Here is a 20798-nt window from a genome sequence, read left to right on the forward strand (position 1 = left end):
ATCCCCGACCGTAAGACCCTGAGCTGGATCAACCCGAGGTGCAAAGGGCAGGATTCACTCCTTACCGGACGGAGCTGATCTCTGCCTTGGTCAGCGGACGGTAAACACCGGGGATGAGGCTTTCGTCAAGCCGGATATCGCCCATCTTCTCGCGGTGCAACGCAGTTATCCGGTTGTCGACGGCATGAAACATGCGCTTTACCTGATGATAGCGACCTTCGTAAATGGTGACCCGGGCTTCCCTGGGGCCGAGCAATTCGAGTTGGGCTGGTGAAGTTCTGAGTTGCTCGAACTCAAACCAGATGCCTTCGGCAAACCGCTCAGCGGTCTCCGGCGCAATCGGGCTGGCGGTGGAAACCCGGTACACCTTCGGTGTTTTTACTTCCGGTTCGGTCAGCTGGCGGGACCAGGTGCCATCGTTGGTGAGAATCAGCAGTCCGGTGCTCGCTCGGTCAAGTCGTCCAGCGATGTGCAGATCCCTGTGAAGGTCCGGCGGAATGAGATCCAGAACCGTGTTATGAGTGTCATCCACGGTCGCGCTCAGATAGCCAGCGGGCTTGTTAAGCATCAGATAATGGGCTGCAGAGCCGGCCTGAATCACCGCATCATCCAGATTGACACGTGCGAAGCGGTCGATTTCCCCTGCCGCTTCCCGGCATACAATGTTATTGACCGTAACCCGCCCAGCCGCTATCAAGGCATTGGCCCGCTTGCGGCTTATACCATTCCGATTGCTGAGAATTCTGGAAAGCTTCATTGAATTAGTCGACTATGCTGAGTGTAAACACCGACAATAATACGAGGAAATGCCATGCCATTCTCTGATGATCACCTTGCTGAACTCAATCTTCTGGCTCAGTTTCCGTCCACATCTGCTCAGGAGGGCATCAAGGTGCATTCCCACACGGCGGCTCCGGAAACAGTGAAAGCCGCTGAACACCTTTTTGAACGGGGGCTGATCAGCCAGAAGGATGGCGGTTATCTGACGCCACTGGGGTCCGAAGCGGTGGAGCTTACCCAGAAGCTCCAGTCCATTCTGAGTGCCTGAGTAACCAATCGGCCGGACGCCATCACTTTGAGCCTTGCGGTCCTCTCGCGTTAGGCTGAGCCCATGAGCAACTGGAGAGCGTCACCGGCCCTTTGGATGGCCGGGAGCATTGCCGGAGTTGGAGCTGTTGTTGGGCTGCTCTATGCCTTTGGCGTACATCAGCAAGTGCTGGAACTGCTGCACTGGTTTGATTCCTTCGGAGTCTGGGCCGCCATCATGTTCATCGGCATCATGGTAGTTGCCGTGGTGCTTTTGTTGCCGGGAGTGTTGCTCACCACCGGCGCAGGTTTCGTTTTTGGCGTTGTGGAAGGCACGGTGTATGTGGTAATCGGCACGACTCTCGGCGCCGCTACTGCCTTTCTCATTGCCAGGCATTTTCTGGGTGATCATGCCCACGTTTACATACGGACCCGCGCCCGGCTTTCCGTGGTGAGTGATGAAATGGCACCTCATGGCTGGAAGATTGTACTGCTGACACGCCTGATTCCATTCTTTCCCGGAAAATTATCCAACTTCCTGTTTGGCCTCACTAACTTTTCCTTTGGCGGATTTGTCACCGGGACCTTCTTCGGGGTCATACCGTTTTCGTTGCATAACGTGTATCTGGGCTCGCTGGCCGCAGATTTGTCGACGCTCGGCGCCCGGGAGGGCGCGCGTTCGCCGCTGGAGTGGACGATATACGGGGCAGGGTTTATAGGCACTGTGCTGGCGGTTGTGTTTCTCAATCGCCTGGCCCGTCGGGCGCTGGCGCGATACCGGTTGGAGACAGAGTCAAGGCAAGAGGAGAGTGGTGAATGAGCTGGATGAAATGGCTGCCCTGGCGCTATCTGGTCAAGCGCATGGCTCATCGGCATGGTTTTCTTGATCCGATCGCGCTTTTAGCCAAGCTGCACAGCTTTGCCCAGCCCTCGGAAGTGGGCGAGCCCATTGAATTGCTGCGCGCGGGTGTGGCGTTTCACGCCCGGGGCCTGATTAACAGCCGGGTCATTCAACACAATCTGGACTGGGTCTGGCCCTACTGGGTAGAACGACAGTTTGATCCCAACGACGTCGCGTTCATCCCCCGTGCTTTTTCCATCACTCACATCAATCTGAGCAATCGTAACTGGACCGCCGTTGGACAACCGGACATCGAGGCACTGCCGGTTGTGGATCCCCGGGGGCTGCTCACCCCGCTCTACGATGGCTGGTCGCTTGACGGCTGGTTGCTGGCTGATGACGGTCGTTGCCTTCTGCCGTCGCGGTGCAAGAACAGTCGGCAGTGGCAGGAGCTTGGAGAAAGCCCCTGCGTGGTGACCGAGTCGGAAATGGATGGGCTCAAGCTGACCAGCCGTGCCCAGGTTGTGGTGGAGAACGGGCGCCCGGTATGCCAGTTGGTGCTGCGGGGGCAATCCGATGTTTCCGGCTCGCTGGTGTTGTCTCTGCGCCCGGCCAACCCCGAGGGTGTTGCCTTTATCCACCGGGTGAGCCTGGCGGAAAGTCGCGATGCATGGCAGGTGGAAGGCATACAGTCCGTCTTTTTCAGCCAGCCGGCCCGGAGCCATCATGTTTCGGACTACAAAGACGGTGATGTGCGCATTCATCTGGCCGATAAGGCGGATCAGACAGAGGGCCAGTGCGATGTCGGGATGGTTACAGCGGCGGCTTTGTTTCCGATTGAAGCCGGCAAGACCACCGAACTCACGATTACGGTGCCGTTAACGAAGAAAGCGGTTGCCGCGGCGCAGCCCGAGTCCTGGCAGAAGGCGCTGGATGGGTATACACGGCTGGAGTGTCCGGATAAAACCTGGCAGTTCCTTTACGATGCCGCAATACGGTCGCTGGTGCTGCACTCTCCTGGAGACGTTTATCCCGGGCCTTACACCTATAAGCGATTCTGGTTCCGGGATGCTGCGTTTATCATTCATGCACTGCTGTGTTCAGGAATGACCGAGCGGGCCGAGCGAGCCCTGAATCGCTTTCCGCACCGTCAGTTGAAGAATGGATATTTCCGCTCGCAGGAGGGGGAGTGGGATGCCAATGGGGAGGTGTTGTGGATTCTGCAGCGCTTCCATGAGATGACCGGCCGGAAAATGTCCATTGACTGGTTTGATCCCGTGAGTAAAGGCGCTCGCTGGATCCAGAATAAACGCCTGAGCGGAATTCTCGATAAACCTCACGCCGGTCTGCTGCCGGCAGGTTTCAGTGCCGAACATCTGGGGCCCAACGATTATTACTATTGGGACGACTTCTGGGGGATTGCCGGTCTCAAGGCAGCCTCGCAGATGCTTCGGGCGGACGATCAGAACAGCAGTGATACGTTTGCAGCGGGTGCCCGGGAATTTACCCAGGCCGTAGACCGGAGCCTCGCCAGTTGCGAGCGCCGGCTCAAGCGCCCCGGGATGCCAGCGTCACCGTATCGACGGATGGACGCCGGTGCCATTGGTTCGCTGGCCATGGGCTATCCGACCCAGCTCTGCCGGCCCGACGATCCGAGGTTGCTGGATTGCGTAGAATTCCTGCTGGAAAACTGTTTCGTCAAGGGCGCCTTTTATCAGGACATGATTCACTCTGGGCTGAATGCCTATCTGACACTGCATGTGGCCCAGGTGTTATTGCGGGCCGGGGATCCGCGTTTCCTGGAGCTTATGGACTCCGTGGCCGGCCTGGCATCGCCAACCGGCCAATGGCCAGAGGCCATTCACCCCGGAACCGGTGGTGGTTGCATGGGGGACGGTCATCATGTCTGGGCATCGGCTGAGTGGGTGCTGATGGTGCGCAATTGTTTCGTGCGGGAGGAGGGTGATCGGCTGATTCTGTGTGCCGGCATTCCCCCGCGCTGGCTTGAACAGGACAAGCCTATCCGGTTCGGGCCGGCGCCCACCACCTTTGGCGCTATCTCCATCACTATCCAGCCTTGTCGGGGCTCGGCCCCCCATGTTACCTGGGAAGGGGACTGGCACACGGATGAACCGGTCATTGAGGTAAGACTGCCAGCGTGAGCGTTGCCGTGATCTGTACTGGTCGTTAAACCGGTTTTCTGTATCTGTTTTGTTTGCCTGCTAACGACTAAACTGGCGATACTGAAACAAATATTGATTCCGGTTGCGACGCATGCGCTCATTTTTCTATTCATTTTTCGTTCCGGCCCTGTTTGTCTGGCTTTGGAGCACGGGCTTTATTGGCGCCAAATACGGCCTGCCTTTTGCGGAGCCGTTTACCCTTCTGCTTCTTCGGATGCTGTTGACGCTTACGTTGCTGGCCGGCCTGGCCTGGCTGATGAAGACCCGATGGCCGGGCTGGCGGGGTGCCGGCCATCTGGCCGTTACGGGCATTCTGGTTCATGGCTGCTATCTCGGTGGCGTGTATTACGCGATTGAGGGCGGCATGGCGTCTGGCATTGTGTCACTGATTGTTGGTCTTCAGCCCCTTGTAACGGCTGCGGCTGCGGTTGTGTTCCTGAAAGAAACCGTGAGCAGTCGCCAGTGGCTGGGGCTGGCGCTCGGGCTTGTGGGCGTGACGCTGGTGCTTATAGAGAAGTTTGGTGGCAACGGGGCAGGCGTGGGCTTTTCGCCCTGGGCATTATTGTGGGCGCTCTTTGCGCTGGCGGGCATTTCCATGGGTACGGTGTACCAGAAACGCCATGGCACCGGCGCAGATCTGGTAGCTGGTACGCTGATCCAGTACGGCGCGGCCGCAACGTTTTTTGCCATCGGCGCTTTCGCCCTCGAATCCCGTGAGGTTGAGTGGAGTCTGCAGTTGCAGTTGTCCATGGCCTGGCTGGTTCTCGGCGTCTCAATCGGTGCCATCCTGCTTCTGATGTGGCTGATCCGCCAGGGCGCAGCTTCCCAGGTGGCAAGTCTGTTTTACCTGGTACCCCCGGTCACCGCACTTGAAGCCTACCTGCTGTTTGATGAGCGCCTCGGTGGCCTGGCCATGCTCGGAGGATTGGTGGCCATCACTGGTGTCGCGCTTGTCGTCACCCAGAAAAAAGCGGCATGAGCAGGGATAAACGAACGCTATGAGCGATGTCAATCGGGGCGTCTGGTACGGTCTTTCTGCCTATACCATCTGGGGTTGTTTTCCGCTGTTCTTTGCCCTGTTTGAGGGTGTGCCGGCCTATGAAATTCTGGTCCACAGGATCATCTGGTCCTGTGTTTTCCTGGCATTGGTAATCAGCGGGCTTCGGCGGTGGCCAGCGGTGCAGGCGGCACTTGGAAATCCCGCACAACTCTGGCGGGTGCTTGGCTGCGCGCTGTTGATTGCGGCTAACTGGGGTGTCTACATCTATTCAGTGGAAACCCGCCACGTATTGCAGGCCAGCCTGGGCTATTTTCTGACGCCGCTGGTGAATGTAGCGCTCGGAATGTTGGTACTGCGCGAGCGGATGGGCCCCTGGCAGATGGCGGCGGTGGTGCTGGCGGGAATTGGTATCCTGATCCAGTTGATTATGTTGGGCGAGCTGCCGTGGATTACTCTGGCGCTGGCTGCCAGTTTTGGCACTTATGGTCTGCTGCGCAAACAGGTCGTACTGGACGGTTTGTCCGGGCTGTTCGTGGAAACCCTTTTGTTATTGCCGGTGGGGCTGATGACCTTTGGCTGGCTCGGTTATGCGGGCCTGTCCCATTACGGTGAAAGCCTTTATACCGGCGCCTTACTGATGGCCAGTGGCATTGTCACCGCCATTCCACTGCTCCTGTTTGCCGGAGCGGCGCGCCGGCTTCGCCTGGCAACCGTGGGCTTCCTGATGTACATCAATCCGACCCTGCAATTCTTCATCGCCCTGCTGGTTTTTGGTGAACCACTTAGCCAGGTACAACTGGCCAGTTTTATTGTTATCTGGCTGGCGCTGGGCCTTTACACCTGGTCGTCATGGCATTATCGGCCACGGGTGCCGGCGAGCCAGAACTGAGTTCTGATGCCCCGGCAACTGGCGGCTTTGATTTTCCGTTAGATACGTTTTGTCACTGACTTTTCTGGTTGGACGCGCAATCATGGGGAGCGGTGGCAGAAACGTCCAGGTCGACTAACCTGAACCTCCATTAGTTAGTTTTTGCAATTACGGGTTCTGGCTACTGTTAATCTGCTGTGTCACGGCCCATCTTGATTTACCTGTATCGTCGATAAGGACATGAGAATGCCCAGAGAAACTGCAGCAGTTATGCCGAAGTTAATGAAAGCCGCAACATCCAGCCTGTTGGTCCTTATGCTGTCGGCCATGGGCAGCGCAGCGCTCGCTGCTGAGCGGCTGTACATCTTCACTGAACATTATCCGCCCTACAATGCGTCTGTATCCGGCAAGGGATTTGCCCATAATGAGGACGATATCACCGGTATTTGCAGCGATATGGTCAAGGCCGCGCTGTCCCGGGTGGGTTATGATTATGTGATGAAAATGCGGGCATGGAGCTACGCATACGACTGGGTCCAGGGCCGGGAAAATCATGGGCTCTTCTGCACGGCCCGGACTGAAGAACGAGAAAACCTGTTCCAGTGGGTCGGGCCGCTGGCCTCAATCAAGTGGACCCTTTTTGCCGCCCCGGATTCGGACATTACCCTGGACAGCCTGGAGGACGCCAAGGAGCTTCAGATTGCCGGCTACAAGGGCGATGTCATGTCGGAGTACCTGGTGAATCAGGGGTTCAATGTGGCCAAGGGTATGTCGGGTGATGTGAACACCAGGCGACTGATGCTGGGTCAGGCGGATCTCTGGGTGACGGACGGCCTTGTCGGGCCGCTGGTCGCTGAGCAGGAGCATGGCATTACCGGACTCAAGCCGGTGCTGGTGTTCCGTGAAACCCCCATGTATCTGGCTTTGAGTAAGAATACCGACCCGGCCATTGTCGCCGACCTGCAGCGGGCTCTGGATGACGCTCGCGCCGCCGGGGAGCTTGACGCCATCGAGGCGCGCTACGAGTAGAAGGCTCTTTTCGAGCCCTGAAGCCAGGCAGCAGATATCTAGAACCAGAGCCCGATTTCAGGATCGGGCTCTCTTCGTTCAATCACCAGGCCTCGCCCTTCCAGCAACTGTATGAGGGTATCGGTGTCCTCAATGTTCAGGAAGGTTCCCAGCGCTACGCTGGTATCACGGTGTATCAGCTCCATCCTGGGTGGCGTGAAGGGGTGGCGAGGCGCATTCAGGCGGAGGCGGGCATAGCGCCTGGGCAAGGTCCATTCCGCCATTTTTTCGATCCGACCTTTTTCCAGGTGGATGTCGGCGTCATCAATGGTCAATACCTCCCTTCGCTGGCAGGCCCTGGAAGTGACGTAAATGCCTGCGGCGAGGGCTGCCAGTTCAAGGCCCGCAAACGGAATAATGACCCAGGCGCCAGCGATCCCCATTCCGGTCGCTATAAGGGCAGAGATCGTAAATAACCCGACCCAGATCTGCACGTTCCCGCGCCAACTGAGAGAACGATTGGGGGTCAGCAGTAGCCGGATACCTTCCGGATACCGCAAATGTTCCACCATATCTTTTGCCTCCTGCTCCAGGCTCTCTCGTTATACGGGGTATTTCGCTACTTCGATGATCGGCCAGCCTGAATGATTGGTAATTCAAACAGTCGTCAAGGCACGACATACTGGCCGCCTCTATTTGATAATAGTCAAAACTGGCTGGTGGCGATGTTGTGGCGCGAAAATCCCTGATTCGAAAATTCCTGGATACAGTGGCGTGGACGCTGGTGGTTACTCTTTTGATGATTCTCGCTGTGATCGTTCTGTTCCGGTTTGTGAATCCACCCACCTCAAGTTTCATGCTCGGCTACCAGCTTGCCGCGCCCCGTCAGGCGTTGCATCAGGAGTGGGTCGATCTGGAGGATATTTCTCCCTGGATGCCGCTGGCGGTTGTTGCCAGTGAGGACCAGCGTTTTCCCCATCATTGGGGTGTGGATTTCAATGCCATACGAAAGGCGCTGGCCGAGTATAAGGCGGGTCAGGGCTTGCGCGGTGCCAGTACCATCACTCAGCAGACGGCCAAGAATCTCTTTCTCTGGAATGGCCGGAGTTTTGTACGCAAGGCGTTGGAAGCCGGGCTGGCACTGGGTCTTGACTTGCTTTGGTCCAAAAGGCGAATTCTTGAGGTGTACCTCAACATCGCTGAATTTGGCCCCGGCGTATACGGAGTGGGGGCGGCCAGCCGATTGTACTTTGGCGTTCCGGCCAGCCGATTGTCCCCGGTTCAGGCGGCCAGGCTGGCGGCGGTGCTGCCGAACCCGAAGGTGCTGAGTGCGGTGGATCCTTCCCCCTATGTCTGGGATCGGGTGGTCTGGATCCAGGGCCAGATGTCCCAGTTGTCTGGCTTGAATTACTTGCGTGGATTGCTGCAATAGCGTCGCGCTGAAGCATTTCCCGGCGAGGTATTTATCAGTCATACTTTCGGTGATTTTCGGCCAGTGTCGGTGGGCACCAGGCCAGATGACGGGAGGCAGAATTTTGAAAGTTATGGTTTTGGGGGCAACCGGACTGACTGGTGCGAAGGTAGTTGAAGGGTTGCTTACCCGGTCGGAAATCGCGGCGGTGGTTGCGCCGGTTCGAGAAAAGACTGGCATGGCACACCCCAAGCTGAGTCAGTGGGTGGTCAACTTTGATGATCTGGCGGCATCTGCAGATCTTTTCGATGTTGATGCAATCGTCTGCTGTCTGGGCACTACCATCAAAAAGGCCGGTTCCCGGGAACAGTTCCGAAAAGTGGACTTCGGGTATTGCCTGAAGGCGGCCGAGCTCGGACGGGCAGCCGGTGCTAAGGCGTTCATCCTGATGTCCGCTATCGGTGCCTGCTCATCCTCAACGATTTTCTATAACCGGGTGAAAGGCGAGCTGGAAGATGCTGTTCGCAGCCTGAACTATCCATACCTTTCGGTCTATCACCCGAGTCTTCTGCTGGGGGAGCGTGAGGAGCAGCGGACCGCAGAGGCACTTGGTATCCGGCTGATGCCCCTGGTTAATCGTGCGCTCATTGGTCCGCTGGAAAAATATCGGGGCATTGAGGCGGCAACCGTCGCCAGTGCCATGGTTAACGAAGTATGTGGTCTGGCGTCTGAAATGGTGGCAGAAAAAGTGGTTCAGGTTCGGGAGTATCCGGACATCGTTGATCTGGCGGATTAGGGCAGGCTATTTGCCGTTAAGCATGCCGAACACAAGCCGCCCCGCCAGACCAACAAGAACGGCCCCGAAGATTCGTTCGAACCAGATGGCTTTGTGTTTCAGTTGCTCCAGCCATTTTGGATTTGAGAACAGCCAGGCGACTATCAGGTACCAGGCTCCATCAATCACCATGGCAGTGGCTGCATAGCCGAACTTCGCCAGCATGCTGGTTTCAGTTCCGACCACCTGGCTGAACAGGGCCAGGAAGAAAACCGCGATCTTGGGATTGAGAAAGACAACGAGAAATCCATCCCGGGCTGCGCTGGCTGTTGTGGGTGCATCGGGCAACTCCGAATCACCGCTCTGTCTGGCCGTCAAACCTTTGAACCCAAGCCATGCCAGATACACCGCACCACCCCATTGCAGGACTGAGAATGCGACCGGAGACGCGGTAATAATTGCTGCCAGGCCCATGATGCTCAGAAATGCGTAGAGGCCGACGCCAAGGCCATGGGTGATGGCCGTCGTCATGCCGTGCCGGCGGCCGCCGGTCAGGGTCTGTTTCAGTACGATGGCCAGGGAAGGTCCGGGAGACATTGCGCCGAGTACGCAGATGGTGACAACGGTCAGCCAGGTGGCGAGGGTCATTGCAGAAGCATCCTTAACAGCAGGTCGGGGGTGCAGAGTTTAGCAGCCTGTTGCCATCAAAAAATCTCATAACTGCAAGTAAGTTGGAAGCGCTTTACTGGCCCGCCAGAATCCATCCAGCTGCCTTCTCTGCGATCATCAGTGTGGGCGAATTGGTGTTGCCACTGGTGATGGTCGGCATCACGCCTGCGTCCACCACCCGAAGCCCCGCGACGCCCCGAACGCGAAGGTGGGGATCCACCACAGCCATTTCATCATCCTCGCGCCCCATCCGGGTTGTTCCGACAGGGTGGAAAATGGTAGTGCCAATATCACCGGCCAGCTTGGCAAGTTCATCATCAGTCTGGTACTGCAGTCCGGGTTTGAACTCTTCCGGCTGGTATTGTGAAAAGGCCTGTTGCTCGGCAATTCGCCGGGTAACCCGGAGCGAGTCCGCGGCCACTTTCCGGTCTTCGGGTGTGCTCAGGTAATTGGGTGCGATTGCGGGCGCCTTTTTCGGATCTGTACTGCGGATGCGCACCGTTCCGCGGCTGGTCGGATTGAGGTTGCACACACTGGCCGTGATTGCCGCGAAGCTATGCAAGGGTTGCCCGAACGCATCAAGGCTCAGGGGCTGAACATGGTACTCGATGTTGGCGTGGTCAAACTCTTCGGAGCTGCGGGTGAACAGGCACAGCTGGGAGGGCGCCATGCTCATTGGGCCGGAACGGGTCAACATGTATTCCAGTCCTATGCGGGCTTTGCCGATCAGGGAGTTGGTCATGGTGTTGAGGGTGGTGGCTCCCTGCACCTTATAGACTGAGCGAATCTGCAGGTGGTCCTGCAGGTTCTCGCCAACACCCGGTAAATCGGCAACCACAGGGATGTCGTGTTCCTTGAGAAGTTCGGCTGGCCCGATGCCTGACAGTTGGAGTAACTGGGGTGAACCGATCGCGCCGGCAGAAAGGATGACTTCCCGGGTTGCCCGGGCGCGCAATTCACTGTTTCCGGGACGCTGAACCCGCACCCCGGCGCACCTGGGTTTCTCGCCGGACGTCATTTCCAGACCCATCACATGGGTGGAATGCCAGAGTGTCAGGTTGGGGCGCTTCTCGGCACTGCGCAAGAAAGCTTTCGAGGTATTCCAGCGCCATCCTGCCCGCTGGTTCACCTCGAAGTAATCAACCCCTTCGTTGTCGCCCCGGTTGAAATCCCGGGTGCGGGGAATGCCGGCCTGCACACAGGCCTCGGCAAAGTCCTCAAGAATTTTCCATTTCAGACGCTGACGCTCGATACGCCATTCGCCCCCATGGCCATGGTATTTGTGGTGCTCCGGATCGGCATCGCCACCATCGTCCAGCCGGTGATGATCCTCGTGGCGCATGAAATCGGGCAGGCAGTTGTCCCAGTTCCAGGCGTCTTCACCGGTGATTTCTGCCCACTGGTTGTAATCCCGGGCCTGGCCCCGAATGTACAGCATGCCGTTAATGCTGGAGCAGCCGCCCAAGGTCTTGCCCCGGGGGTAGATCAATGTTCGGCCGTTCAGACCGGGCGTCGGGTCTGTACGGAAGCACCAGTCCGTCCGGGGGTTGTCGATGCAATAGAGATACCCCACCGGAATATGAATCCAGTGGTAATTGTCCCGGCCCCCGGCCTCGATCAGCAATACCCGGTTGGCCGGGTCGGCACTCAGGCGATTGGCCAACAGGCAGCCGGCGGAGCCGGCGCCCACCACAATGTAGTCAAATTCAGGCTGTCCATGGGCATTGTTGTTGTCGGACATTGCTGCTCTCCGGGTATCTGGTCGCGGATTATTTGGCGGTTGGCATCACAAACTCGGCGCCGGCATCGATGGAATCGGACCACCGCTGCATGATTGATTTCTGGCGGGTATAGAAGCGCACCCCTTCCTCTCCATAGGCGTGGGTGTCGCCAAACATGGAGCGCTTCCAACCACCAAAGCCGTGCCAGGCCATGGGTACCGGGATCGGTACGTTGATGCCGACCATGCCAATCTGGATGCGGCGGCCGAATTCCCGGGCGACACTGCCGCTTTCGGTAAAGCAGCTGACGCCATTGCCGAATTCATGGTCGTTGATTAGCTGGATGGCGGTGGCAATGTCAGGAACGCGCACACAGGCCAGGACCGGTCCGAAGATTTCCTCTTTGTAGATGGTCATCTCCTGGGTGACATGATCAAACAGGCTGCCGCCCATCCAGAACCCCTCATCGCAACCATCGCCGGTCCCGCTCGCATTAAATTCCCGGCCGTCCACAATCAGACTGGCACCCTCGTTCACGCCTTTTTCAATGTAGCCGGTAATGCGTTGGTGGGCAGCGGCACTGACGATGGGGCCCATTTCGGCGTCCAGATCCATGCCGTTTTTCACCTTGAGGTCGCGCGCCCGTTCCGCCAGGCGAGGGACAATTTTGTCTGCGACATCACCAACCAGCACCGCTACGCTAATGGCCATGCAGCGTTCACCGGCGCTGCCATACGCAGCTCCGATCAGGGCATCAACGGCTTTGTCCATGTCTGCGTCGGGCATGACCACCATGTGGTTTTTGGCACCGCCAAGGGCCTGGATGCGCTTGCCGTGGCGGGCGCCATTTTCATAGATCAAATTGGCAATCGGGGTCGAACCGACAAAACTGAGTGCCATCACGTCCGGATGCTCGATCAGGGCCTCTACGGCGGTCTTGTCACCCTGGACTACGTTGAATACGCCGTCGGGCAGTCCGGCCTGCTTGAGGAGATCAGCAACCATCAGGGACGCACTGGGGTCAATCGGGCTGGGCTTGAGGATGAAGCTGTTACCTGCGGCAATAGCCACCGGAAACATCCACATGGGGACCATGACCGGGAAGTTGAAGGGGGTAATGCCGGCAACCACGCCCAGAGGCTGGCGGGTGGTCCAGTTGTCGATACCGGTGCTGACCTGCTCGGTATAGTCACCTTTCAGGAGCTGGGGAATGCCGCAGGCAAATTCGACAATGTCGATGCCGCGAGCGACTTCGCCCTGGGCGTCGGTAAAGACCTTGCCGTGTTCGCGGGTGATGGCTTCGGCCAATTCATCCTTGTGACGATTGAGCAGTTCCAGGAACTTGAACATGACGCGGGCGCGACGAATCGGGGGGGTGTCAGCCCAGGCCGGAAATGCTGCACTGGCAGCAGCTACCGCCTGCCCAACATCGTCCTGGTTGGCAAGAGCAACCCGGCCCGTAACCTTGCCGGTGGCCGGATTGAAAACGTCCTGGCTTTGTCCGGAGGTTCCCTCTGACATTTGCCCGTTAATATAATGCTGGATCGTTGGATTGCTCATTGTTGGCTCGTTCCCGCTCTGGTCTGTTGTTTTCATCTTTCTCTTCGATAACCGTTATGCCTGGTTTTGAAGCGCAGTTGATGAAGAAGTAAACAAACAAATTAGTGCCAGCCAGGCAATGAAGCAATTGAGATTTTTAAAATCATGATATAAGTAATTCTTATATAGAGTTGTTGGAGGAACCAGTAATGCAACATCTGCAAGGATTACGGGCGTTTGTTTCAGTGGCCCGCGAGGGCAGTGTGTCCCGGGCCGCTGAGCGGCTTCACCTGACCCAGCCAGCAGTCAGTCTCAAACTTAAGCAATTGCAGGATGATCTTGGCCTGAAACTGTTTCGCCGAAGGCCCCAGGGACTGGGGCTGACCGAGGATGGTCAGAGTCTGCTGCCGGTGGCTGAAAAGGCCCTGGCAGGGCTGGTCGCGTTTGAACAGAGTGCCCGGGCGTTGCATAGTACCGTTCGTGGGCGCCTCAAGATCGGCACTATTGTGGATCCGGAGTTTATCCGCCTCGGCGCATTCTTGCATCGGTTGGTGGCCCGTGCGCCGCAGCTGGAAACGGAGCTTCATCAGGGCATGAGCGGGAGTGTTCTTGAGCAGGTCAGAAACGGCTCTCTGGATGTCGGGTTTTTTCTGGCACCGCCCGGAGCCGGGCCTGGCCTCGCACTGTCGGAATTGGCGCACCGTGAGCTGACACTGTTCGACTATCATGTGATTGCGCCGGCGGGTTGGGCGGCACGGGTTGCCGACACGCGCTGGCCAAGCCTGGCCCGGCTACCATGGATTGTGACACCCCCAAACTCCGTGCATAACCGGTTGCTGGCCAGTGTGATGGAGCCCCGGGGGCTGGTTCCGAACGGCGTCGCCCAGGTGGATCAGGAAGCCTGCATGCTGGATCTGGTGCGTGCCGGGGTCGGGTTGAGCCTGGCCAGGGATGCCCTGGCTATGGCCGAGCGCCAGGAGCGGGGCCTTGTGGTCGTAAATGGCGTCCGGCTGCCGTGCGCCCTGAGTTTTATCTGGCGCAAGGACCGGGAAAATGAGCCGGTGATTTCCGAGGCCCTGGAAGCGCTGGCTGGCGTCTGGTTGCTCGATGACCTTGATTCAGCTGGCTCAGCCTAGCGTCGCATCGAGAAACATCATGACCACGAATCCCGCTAGTAGCGAGAAAGTAGCCAGGGTTTTGTATGAGTTTCGGTGGGTTTCCGGGATGATCTCGTTGCTGATGATGAACAGCATGGCACCTGCCGCAAAGCCGAGGGTCCAGGGCATGATCGGTTCCGCAAGCCACACCAGCGATGCGCCAAAGAGACCGCCAATGGGTTCGGCGAGTCCGGAGAGCAAAGCTATTCCGAATGCCTTGATCCGGGAGTACTGGATCGCCAACAGTGAAAAGGCGACCGCCAGTCCCTCTGGAATATTCTGGATACCGATGCCGGTTGCCAACACGTAGCCGTTGCGTACGTCTCCTCCGGCAAAGCCGACGCCGACTGCCATGCCCTCGGGAAAGTTATGCAGCGTAATGGCAATGATAAACAGCCAGATTCGCCGGATATGGGCGGCGCTGGGCCCCTCCCGACCGAGACCGAAATGCTCATGAGGCAGTTTCTGATGGATATAGAACAGGGCTGCGGCACCGGAAAGAACACCAAAAATGACAAGCAGCGCCGCACCCCAGGTCGTGCCAACCAGGGTTTCACCATACTCCAGTCCCGGCAGAAGCAGGGAAAAGAACGAGGCGGCCAGCATGACGCCGGCCGCACCAGCGAGCATGCTATCCTGAAGCCGGTCCGACAGGCTTTTGATGAAGAAGACCGCCAGAGCGCCAAGGCCGGTGGCCAGGCCAGCCATCAGGCTCGCCAGGGCGCCTAACCAGACAATGCTGATATCCGTGTTCATGAAGTCTCCCGAAGCCCTGCCACGAGCATAGCAGCGATGGGTTCTATACGATCAGTTCATTACTGATCGTGGCATTGGGAGCGTCGTCCGGCTCCGCACTAGTCCGGGTCATGGGCGCAAGCGCAAACCGATTGGCCAGGGTCAGATTTTTTGAATCAGGAGTTAAAGGCTTTCCTGTTTACGGTCGGAATGGCCCAGTGAGCGGTCGGGATCGATCTCATCGCGAACGAGCTGCTTGAGCCTGGTGATTTCCGGAAACCCTTGCTGGTCCTTGCGGGACCAGATGCGCTTGCCATTGACCCATACCTCGAAAATACCACCCGTGCCAGGGTGCAGCGTAAGCTCATCGAGCTCGCCCTCGAAGGTAGTGAGCAGTTCCTGCGCCATCCAGGCTGAGCGCAATAGCCATCGGCAGCCGGTGCAATAGTGAATGTCGACGCGATTGGTCATGGGGTTAATCCGTTTTGTCGGTCGGGTAAACCGAGCGAGAAAGTGTGGGCTGGCAGCCAACGACCTGTCTTGCCTGCTTGTGAGCGTGAAGGTACCAGCGCTCGCCGGGGCTGGTAAATGTCTTGCGGGTTATCATGAACTCCGTTGTCTCCATGGTCGCCGGAATGGGAGAACCGTCAGCGTGGCGGTAGACACAGCTGGTGCCAAGCCTGACGACTGTTGCGACGGGCAGCTCGATAAACCCGTCCTCGCGAATCTCCGGCGGTTGGTCGTCTACCTCAGTGATTTTGAGGCAGGGGCCATAGTGAACTTTTTCCAGCTCTTTCAGGTACTCGCTGAGGCAATGCTGAGCGCTCAGCAAGATGGTGTTTGTGCCGATGTGTTCCTGCCCTGTGGAGAAGGACTGGCACCCGGCAAGTAGCAGCATGCAGAGCAGAACAGGCGCTGGGCATCTCATGGTCACTCCTCATCGTTAATGCGACCCCGGTATTGTCAGGCGTTGCAAGATGCGACCCGGGCGCGACACGGATTCGGCAACCGGGGTCGGGCGGTATGAGTCGCCAGTTGGTGTTTCGCGGAGCCGTGATATCAGGCGACTATCCCGATTATAGATGTCATTGCGAAGCTGCAGTTGGCCATTGTCATCGACCCATGCCGTCCAGTACTGGATATAAACGGGCACTGGCTCTGGCAGCACCGCGGTGACCGGCCGGGATGTTGCCAGCACATCATTGATTTTTGCGCGGGACCAGTCCGGATTTTGAGAGAGCAGGTGGGCCGCCAGGTCAAAGGGCTGTTCAACACGTATGCAACCTGAACTGAAGGAGCGCGAGGCCCTGCTGAAGAGGCCTTGCCCCGGTGTGTCGTGCAGGTAGACGTCGTACTCATTGGGGAACATGAACTTGACCTGGCCGAGAGCATTTTGGAGGCCGGGCTCCTGAACGAATTGGTAGGGAAAATTATCTGCGGACAAAGAGGCCCAATCGACGGTCTCTGGATCAATACGTGTCCGGTTTGCACCCCAACCCTTGTATACGCTGATGTTCAGGCGGTCAAGGTAATCCGGATCCCGGACAATCAGTGGCAGTTGATCTTCAATCATCAGCTTTCGGGGAACCGTCCAGGTGGGGTTAAAAACAAGATACCGGATACGGTCGCTGAAGACCGGTGTCTGTCGGAAGGGCCGGCCGACAATGACTCGCTTGCGCAGGACTTCCTCGCCGTTTTCAATCATTTTCAGCTCAAAACCGGCGATATTCACGATGACAAACCGGCGCCCGAGGGACTCCGGCAGCCAGCGCCAACGCTCCAGTGCGGCGTCGATCTGCCGAACCCGTTCGACCGGCATCATGTTCAGGGCGCCCAAGGTTTTACGGCCAATAATGCCATCCGGTTCCAGGCCATGCCGGGCCTGAAATGCAGAGACAGGGCTTTCCAGTCCGGCATCGTAGAACTGCGGATCTCCGTCCTGTCCGTTGATGGTAAACGATGCCGGAAGATCGCCCAATGCCGCCATTCTCTGGCGAATTTCCGGCAGACGGGAGTCCCGGTCGCCTGGTCGGATGGACGGACTGGCGGCAAGGGGCAACCAGGGCTGGCCAAGCAGGCGGGTTATTCTTTGTCGGGCTTCAACAAGTTTTCGGTAGGCTTCATGAGAGGGCCTCAGCGTATCCAGCGAGCTGCGAATGTCAGCGCCATTGAGGGCTTCGGCCAAAACCAGCTCCATTTTTCGTTGACGGCGGTTGGCGGTCCACTCTGTGTGAATGTTCTGTGGGTTTACTTTGCCTTCCAGCAAGTGCGAGCCGAGCATGAGAAAGGCATCCGAAAACAGCAGGTCCAGATCTGCACGCAGATCCTCGGATAATTGATCTATGCGCCTGAGGGCCAGTTCGGACAGAATAGCCCCGTGGTAGTCCCCGGGGTTCAGACCGTCGGAGCTGGCATGCTCCACAGCATCAATCAGTTGCCGGCGTTGCTCGGGGTCTGTCCAGGCGGGCTTATAGCCCCGGGCGCCATAGAAACTGGAGAGTGCGTGCCGGGCAAGCAAAGGGTCACCCAGAACCTTTACCGGAAAGCCGGCATCCAGTGCTTCAACTCGTGCAACGATGGCTTCGTCCGCAGCAACACATGGCGGGAACCAGGAAAGGGTTACCGTAAGGAGTAATACCGTTGCGCTGGCTAAAACGCCTTGTCTGGACATGGGCTTCTCCGGTTCATCCATGAACGTTTTCGGATACCGATTGGTGCAATTTATATCTGGACCTTACCATAATCCCATTTGTTCCCCGGCGGGTCTTCTGAACAAATCTTTGCGCAGTGGTTCTTCTGTGTGCAGGTTCATACCAAGTTGTTTGGCCTTTATAGAAAAGCGCTGACGAATCAGGTCCGCATAGGGCCCTGTGCCGGTCATTCTGTTTCCGAAATCCGAGTCATAACTTTTGCCACCCCTCAAGTCGCGAATCCGGTTCATGACGTGATTGGCACGCTGGGGAAAATGTCGATGTAGCCAGTCTTGGAACAGCTCATCCAGCTCCAGCGGCAGCCTCAGCATGATCCAGCTGGCACAGGTTGCTCCGGCCGACGCTGCAGCAGTTAGTATGGCTTCAATTTCATGGTCGTTAATGAACGGTATTACAGGGCCCAGAATGATCCCGGTGGGCACACCAGCACCGGTGAGCTGTTCGATTATTTTCAGGCGTGTTGCTGGCGCCGCGGTTCGTGGTTCCATTCTGCGTTTCAGGTCATTGCTCAAGGTCGTGAGACTGATGCGAACGGAACACAGGTTCTGGCTGGCTAGTTCCGAGAGCAAATCCAGATCTCTAAGGATCAGGGCGCCCTTGGTAATGATGGATACCGGGTGACGATATTCGGCCAGAACCTCAAGCAGCTGTCTGGTGATTCGCCGGTCACGTTCCAGAGGCTGGTAAGCGTCGGTGTTCATGCCCAGGGCGATCGGTGAGACTTTGTAGCCGGGTTTGTCCAGTTCCTCCTGCAGCTTTCGGGCGGCGTTCGATTTGGCAATCAGCCGAGTTTCAAAGTCCAGGCCCGGAGACATGTCCCAGTAGGCGTGTGTAGGCCGGGCAAAGCAGTAAATGCAGGCATGTTCACAGCCCCGGTATGGGTTGATGGACTGGTCGAACGGCACATCCGGCGAGGTGTTCCGGCTGATGATGGTGCGTACTTTTTCATTCACCACTTCGGTTGCCAGGGAATCCGGATTCAGCTCGTCTTCCGGAGGCTGATACCAGCCGTCGTCGAACGTCCGGTCCGTTATGGTGGGCTGAAAGCGATTATGAGGATTAAGGCCGGTTGAGCGCGTTTTCATGGGAGATTACCAATACTGTTTATATGTACAGTATTGATAATGCTACCCCCTGCGACATGGCGTGCGCAAGGGGGAGGAGAGTCTGGCGATTGTACCTACAGTCGGAACCGTTGGGATGCCCGGGTGAGAGAGGTTGTTTGTGAGGACAGCCGCTCGATATGCGCGTTGAGTTGCTTCCGGATGTCTGCAGTTTCGCGGGTGTGGCCGTGAATCTGCTCCACTTTCTGTGCAATCTCCTCGGTGGTGGTGGAAATGCCCTCCACAGACGACACGACCTGGTTCATGTCCCCGGCCAGTTGGTTGATGGAGCCGGTAATCTGGTCGATGGCCATGGCAGCTTCCTCGGCGCTTTTTTCACCCTCTCCGGCGGAATGGAGTCCTTCCTTCATCATGGTGGTGATGGCGGATGTTTCCCGGTTCAGGGAATCCACAATTTCGGCAATGCCATTGGTGGCCGATACGGTTTTTTCCGCCAGTGACCGGACTTCATCTGCCACGACCGAAAACCCGCGTCCCGCCTCGCCGGCGCGGGCCGCCTCAATGGCTGCGTTCAGGGCCAGTAAATTGGTCTGCTCTGCCAGGCTGTTGATCACATCAACAATGGAGTTGACCTTCTCGCCGGTTTTGCTGAGCTGGCCGATCTGGTCATGGGTTCTCTGGATGCGCTCGGCAAGGGTGCTCATGCTGTCTGCACTGCGTTTCACGACAGTTGCGCCGGACTGGGCCGCACCGTTGGCGCTTTGGGCAGCTTCATTGACCGATTGGGTATACTTGGCGATATCGACAGCGGTGTGTGAGATTTCCTGGACGGCGGTTGCGGTCTGCTCTGTTTCTTCCTCAACTTGTTCGCCATTGCGACCCATCTGGCCAACAAGGGAGTCAAGTTCACCCTGCAGGCTGGCCAGGGTTTTGTTGCCCTCCACAACCTGTCCGATAACGCTGGAAACATCGTCCAGCATTTTGTTGGTCGCGACACCCAGGCGGTTGAATTCGTCATTGGTATTACGGCCTGGTTCAAGGCGTTGGCTGAGGTCTCCCGAAGCGACCCGGGTAAGCAATTCAACGACTTCATTCAGGCGTTTAACGAGTGTCCGCGAAGCGCCGGTCAGGGTCAGAATAAGCACAACCAGAACCGCTGCGGAGGTTGCAATGATCAGCCAGGTGGAGGCCGTCCGAGCCTCCTCTGCTTGCGCGCTGGTGGAGGCAATAATACCTGTGCGAAGAGACTTGCCCTGGCTGATAATCGTGTCACGAAGATTCGAACCGGTTGTCTCAAGCCGGGCTTCAAGGTCTGCGAGGCTCGTAACGATCTCGTCAGACTTCGCAAAGGCGTCCGCGAACCCCTGAACGGACTGTCCTATTTCGATATCCTGCCAGTCCATTTCCTTGACCACAGCCTGCATTCGGGCCACGGCTTCGCGGGTTTTCTCAGCGTAGCTGGCATCGAAGGTGTCGAGGTAGTCCCGGTAGTTGGAGGCGATAATATTGATGTCATCGTTGAAGATGGAAATACCGATTTCCCGGAGGTCGCTCTCGACAATGCCAGCCATCTTTGCTTTCAGGCCGTCGCTGTTGGTCAGGCCCAGGGTCTGACTCAGACCGAGCCATTCTCTTCGCATATCGGTATATTGGTTGACGGCATCGCGGATGTCCTCCGCTGTACCGGCGATGGATGGCTCTGAGAGCTTTTCCGCCAAGGTCGCTAGTCCGGCGGCCTGCGTTTCCAGAGAATCGAGTTGGGTCTGGTAGGCGCCAACAACGTCAGGAGTCAGGTTTTCGCTGAGACGATCTGCATTTAGCCAGTCGTTCATCAGACCCAGTGATGCCGTTTCGTAGGATCTGGCCTGGCCACGGGCCTCATAGGCCTCTGAGACCTTGCTCAGGCCGCTTAGCGAGGTCGCCAGCGCAATTGCAAGACCGATGAAGGTGGCAGCGATCAGAACGGCAAATTTCTGTTTCCAGGACAGGGCCATTATTATTCTCCGGGTTTAAATCTCGTGCTATCCAGTTTTTAGTTCACTGAGTATATCGGCGCTGTTTCAGATAACTGGAGGCCCCATTCAGAAAAA

20 protein-coding genes are annotated in these 20798 nt (G+C 57.5%); 9 read left to right on the top strand and 11 right to left on the bottom strand.

Annotation, left to right across the window (positions count from 1 at the left end; all coding sequences use genetic code 11):
- Positions 1–61: 61 nt before the first annotated feature.
- Positions 62–757, bottom strand: a complete 696-nt coding sequence (locus BKP64_RS01225; protein ID WP_070964904.1) for a pseudouridine synthase — start codon at positions 755–757, stop codon at positions 62–64.
- A 54-nt stretch (positions 758–811) separates the two neighbouring features.
- On the opposite strand from BKP64_RS01225, the gene BKP64_RS01230 reads away from it, so the two are divergent.
- From BKP64_RS01230 to BKP64_RS01255, 6 genes are all read left to right on the top strand, one after another.
- Positions 812–1048, top strand: a complete 237-nt coding sequence (locus BKP64_RS01230) for a TIGR02647 family protein (protein WP_070964906.1) — start codon at positions 812–814, stop codon at positions 1046–1048.
- A 63-nt stretch (positions 1049–1111) separates the two neighbouring features.
- Entirely contained in the window at positions 1112–1846 is a 735-nt protein-coding gene (locus BKP64_RS01235) for a TVP38/TMEM64 family protein (protein ID WP_070964909.1), read from the top strand.
- Positions 1843–4029, top strand: coding sequence for a hypothetical protein (locus BKP64_RS01240; RefSeq protein ID WP_070964912.1), 2187 nt, complete (start codon positions 1843–1845; stop codon positions 4027–4029). The genes BKP64_RS01235 and BKP64_RS01240 overlap by 4 nt, the downstream gene beginning before the upstream one ends.
- Before the next feature lie 112 nt (positions 4030–4141).
- The gene (locus BKP64_RS01245) at positions 4142–5029 is read left to right on the top strand and encodes a DMT family transporter (protein ID WP_070964914.1); all 888 of its coding nucleotides are present in this window, start codon (positions 4142–4144) and stop codon (positions 5027–5029) included.
- A gap of 19 nt (positions 5030–5048) precedes the next feature.
- A complete protein-coding gene (gene rarD, locus BKP64_RS01250) occupies positions 5049–5939 on the top strand; it encodes an EamA family transporter RarD (RefSeq protein ID WP_070964917.1) in 891 nt (296 codons plus the stop codon).
- Positions 5940–6200: 261 nt separating this feature from the next.
- On the top strand, positions 6201–6947 hold the full coding sequence (locus BKP64_RS01255; protein WP_418287601.1) for a substrate-binding periplasmic protein: 747 nt from the start codon (positions 6201–6203) through the stop codon (positions 6945–6947).
- Between the two features lie 38 nt (positions 6948–6985).
- On the opposite strand, the gene BKP64_RS01260 is transcribed toward BKP64_RS01255, so the two are convergent.
- Entirely contained in the window at positions 6986–7498 is a 513-nt protein-coding gene (locus BKP64_RS01260) for a DUF2244 domain-containing protein (protein WP_070964923.1), read from the bottom strand.
- 158 nt (positions 7499–7656) lie between these two features.
- Here BKP64_RS01260 and mtgA point away from each other — a divergent pair, with 158 nt between their 5' ends.
- Together mtgA and BKP64_RS01270 are read left to right on the top strand one after the other, a co-directional pair.
- Entirely contained in the window at positions 7657–8358 is a 702-nt protein-coding gene (mtgA, locus tag BKP64_RS01265) for a monofunctional biosynthetic peptidoglycan transglycosylase (RefSeq protein WP_070964925.1), read from the top strand.
- Between the two features lie 112 nt (positions 8359–8470).
- Positions 8471–9133, top strand: a complete 663-nt coding sequence (locus BKP64_RS01270; RefSeq protein ID WP_227515622.1) for an NAD(P)H-binding protein — start codon at positions 8471–8473, stop codon at positions 9131–9133.
- Between the two features lie 6 nt (positions 9134–9139).
- On the opposite strand, the gene BKP64_RS01275 is transcribed toward BKP64_RS01270, so the two are convergent.
- The 3 genes from BKP64_RS01275 to BKP64_RS01285 all read right to left on the bottom strand — a co-directional run bounded on the left by BKP64_RS01275 (position 9140) and on the right by BKP64_RS01285 (position 13062).
- Positions 9140–9760 (bottom strand): LysE family translocator, encoded by a 621-nt coding sequence (locus BKP64_RS01275; protein WP_070964931.1) that lies wholly within the window; start codon positions 9758–9760, stop codon positions 9140–9142.
- Between the two features lie 94 nt (positions 9761–9854).
- Complete coding sequence (locus tag BKP64_RS01280) at positions 9855–11522, bottom strand: GMC family oxidoreductase (protein ID WP_070964933.1); 1668 nt, start codon at positions 11520–11522, stop codon at positions 9855–9857.
- 28 nt (positions 11523–11550) lie between these two features.
- Positions 11551–13062, bottom strand: coding sequence for a CoA-acylating methylmalonate-semialdehyde dehydrogenase (locus BKP64_RS01285; RefSeq protein WP_070964937.1), 1512 nt, complete (start codon positions 13060–13062; stop codon positions 11551–11553).
- 188 nt (positions 13063–13250) lie between these two features.
- Here BKP64_RS01285 and BKP64_RS01290 point away from each other — a divergent pair, with 188 nt between their 5' ends.
- A complete protein-coding gene (locus tag BKP64_RS01290; protein ID WP_070964940.1) occupies positions 13251–14177 on the top strand; it encodes a LysR family transcriptional regulator in 927 nt (308 codons plus the stop codon).
- Here the strand turns inward: BKP64_RS01290 and BKP64_RS01295 are convergent.
- From BKP64_RS01295 to BKP64_RS01320, 6 genes are all read right to left on the bottom strand, one after another.
- Entirely contained in the window at positions 14169–14954 is a 786-nt protein-coding gene (locus tag BKP64_RS01295) for a ZIP family metal transporter (protein WP_070964942.1), read from the bottom strand. The two genes, BKP64_RS01290 and BKP64_RS01295, sit on opposite strands and share 9 nt — an antisense overlap.
- A 162-nt stretch (positions 14955–15116) precedes the next feature.
- Entirely contained in the window at positions 15117–15404 is a 288-nt protein-coding gene (locus BKP64_RS01300; RefSeq protein WP_070964948.1) for an Rdx family protein, read from the bottom strand.
- A gap of 4 nt (positions 15405–15408) precedes the next feature.
- Positions 15409–15861, bottom strand: a complete 453-nt coding sequence (locus tag BKP64_RS01305; RefSeq protein WP_070964951.1) for a hypothetical protein — start codon at positions 15859–15861, stop codon at positions 15409–15411.
- 15 nt (positions 15862–15876) lie between these two features.
- Positions 15877–17604, bottom strand: coding sequence for a L,D-transpeptidase family protein (locus BKP64_RS01310; protein WP_070964955.1), 1728 nt, complete (start codon positions 17602–17604; stop codon positions 15877–15879).
- 63 nt (positions 17605–17667) lie between these two features.
- A complete protein-coding gene (locus BKP64_RS01315) occupies positions 17668–18729 on the bottom strand; it encodes a PA0069 family radical SAM protein (RefSeq protein WP_070964959.1) in 1062 nt (353 codons plus the stop codon).
- Positions 18730–18824: 95 nt separating this feature from the next.
- A complete protein-coding gene (locus BKP64_RS01320) occupies positions 18825–20702 on the bottom strand; it encodes a methyl-accepting chemotaxis protein (RefSeq protein ID WP_070964962.1) in 1878 nt (625 codons plus the stop codon).
- Positions 20703–20798: the final 96 nt, after the last annotated feature.

This window comes from Marinobacter salinus (assembly GCF_001854125.1).
GTDB classification, from domain to species: domain Bacteria; phylum Pseudomonadota; class Gammaproteobacteria; order Pseudomonadales; family Oleiphilaceae; genus Marinobacter; species Marinobacter salinus.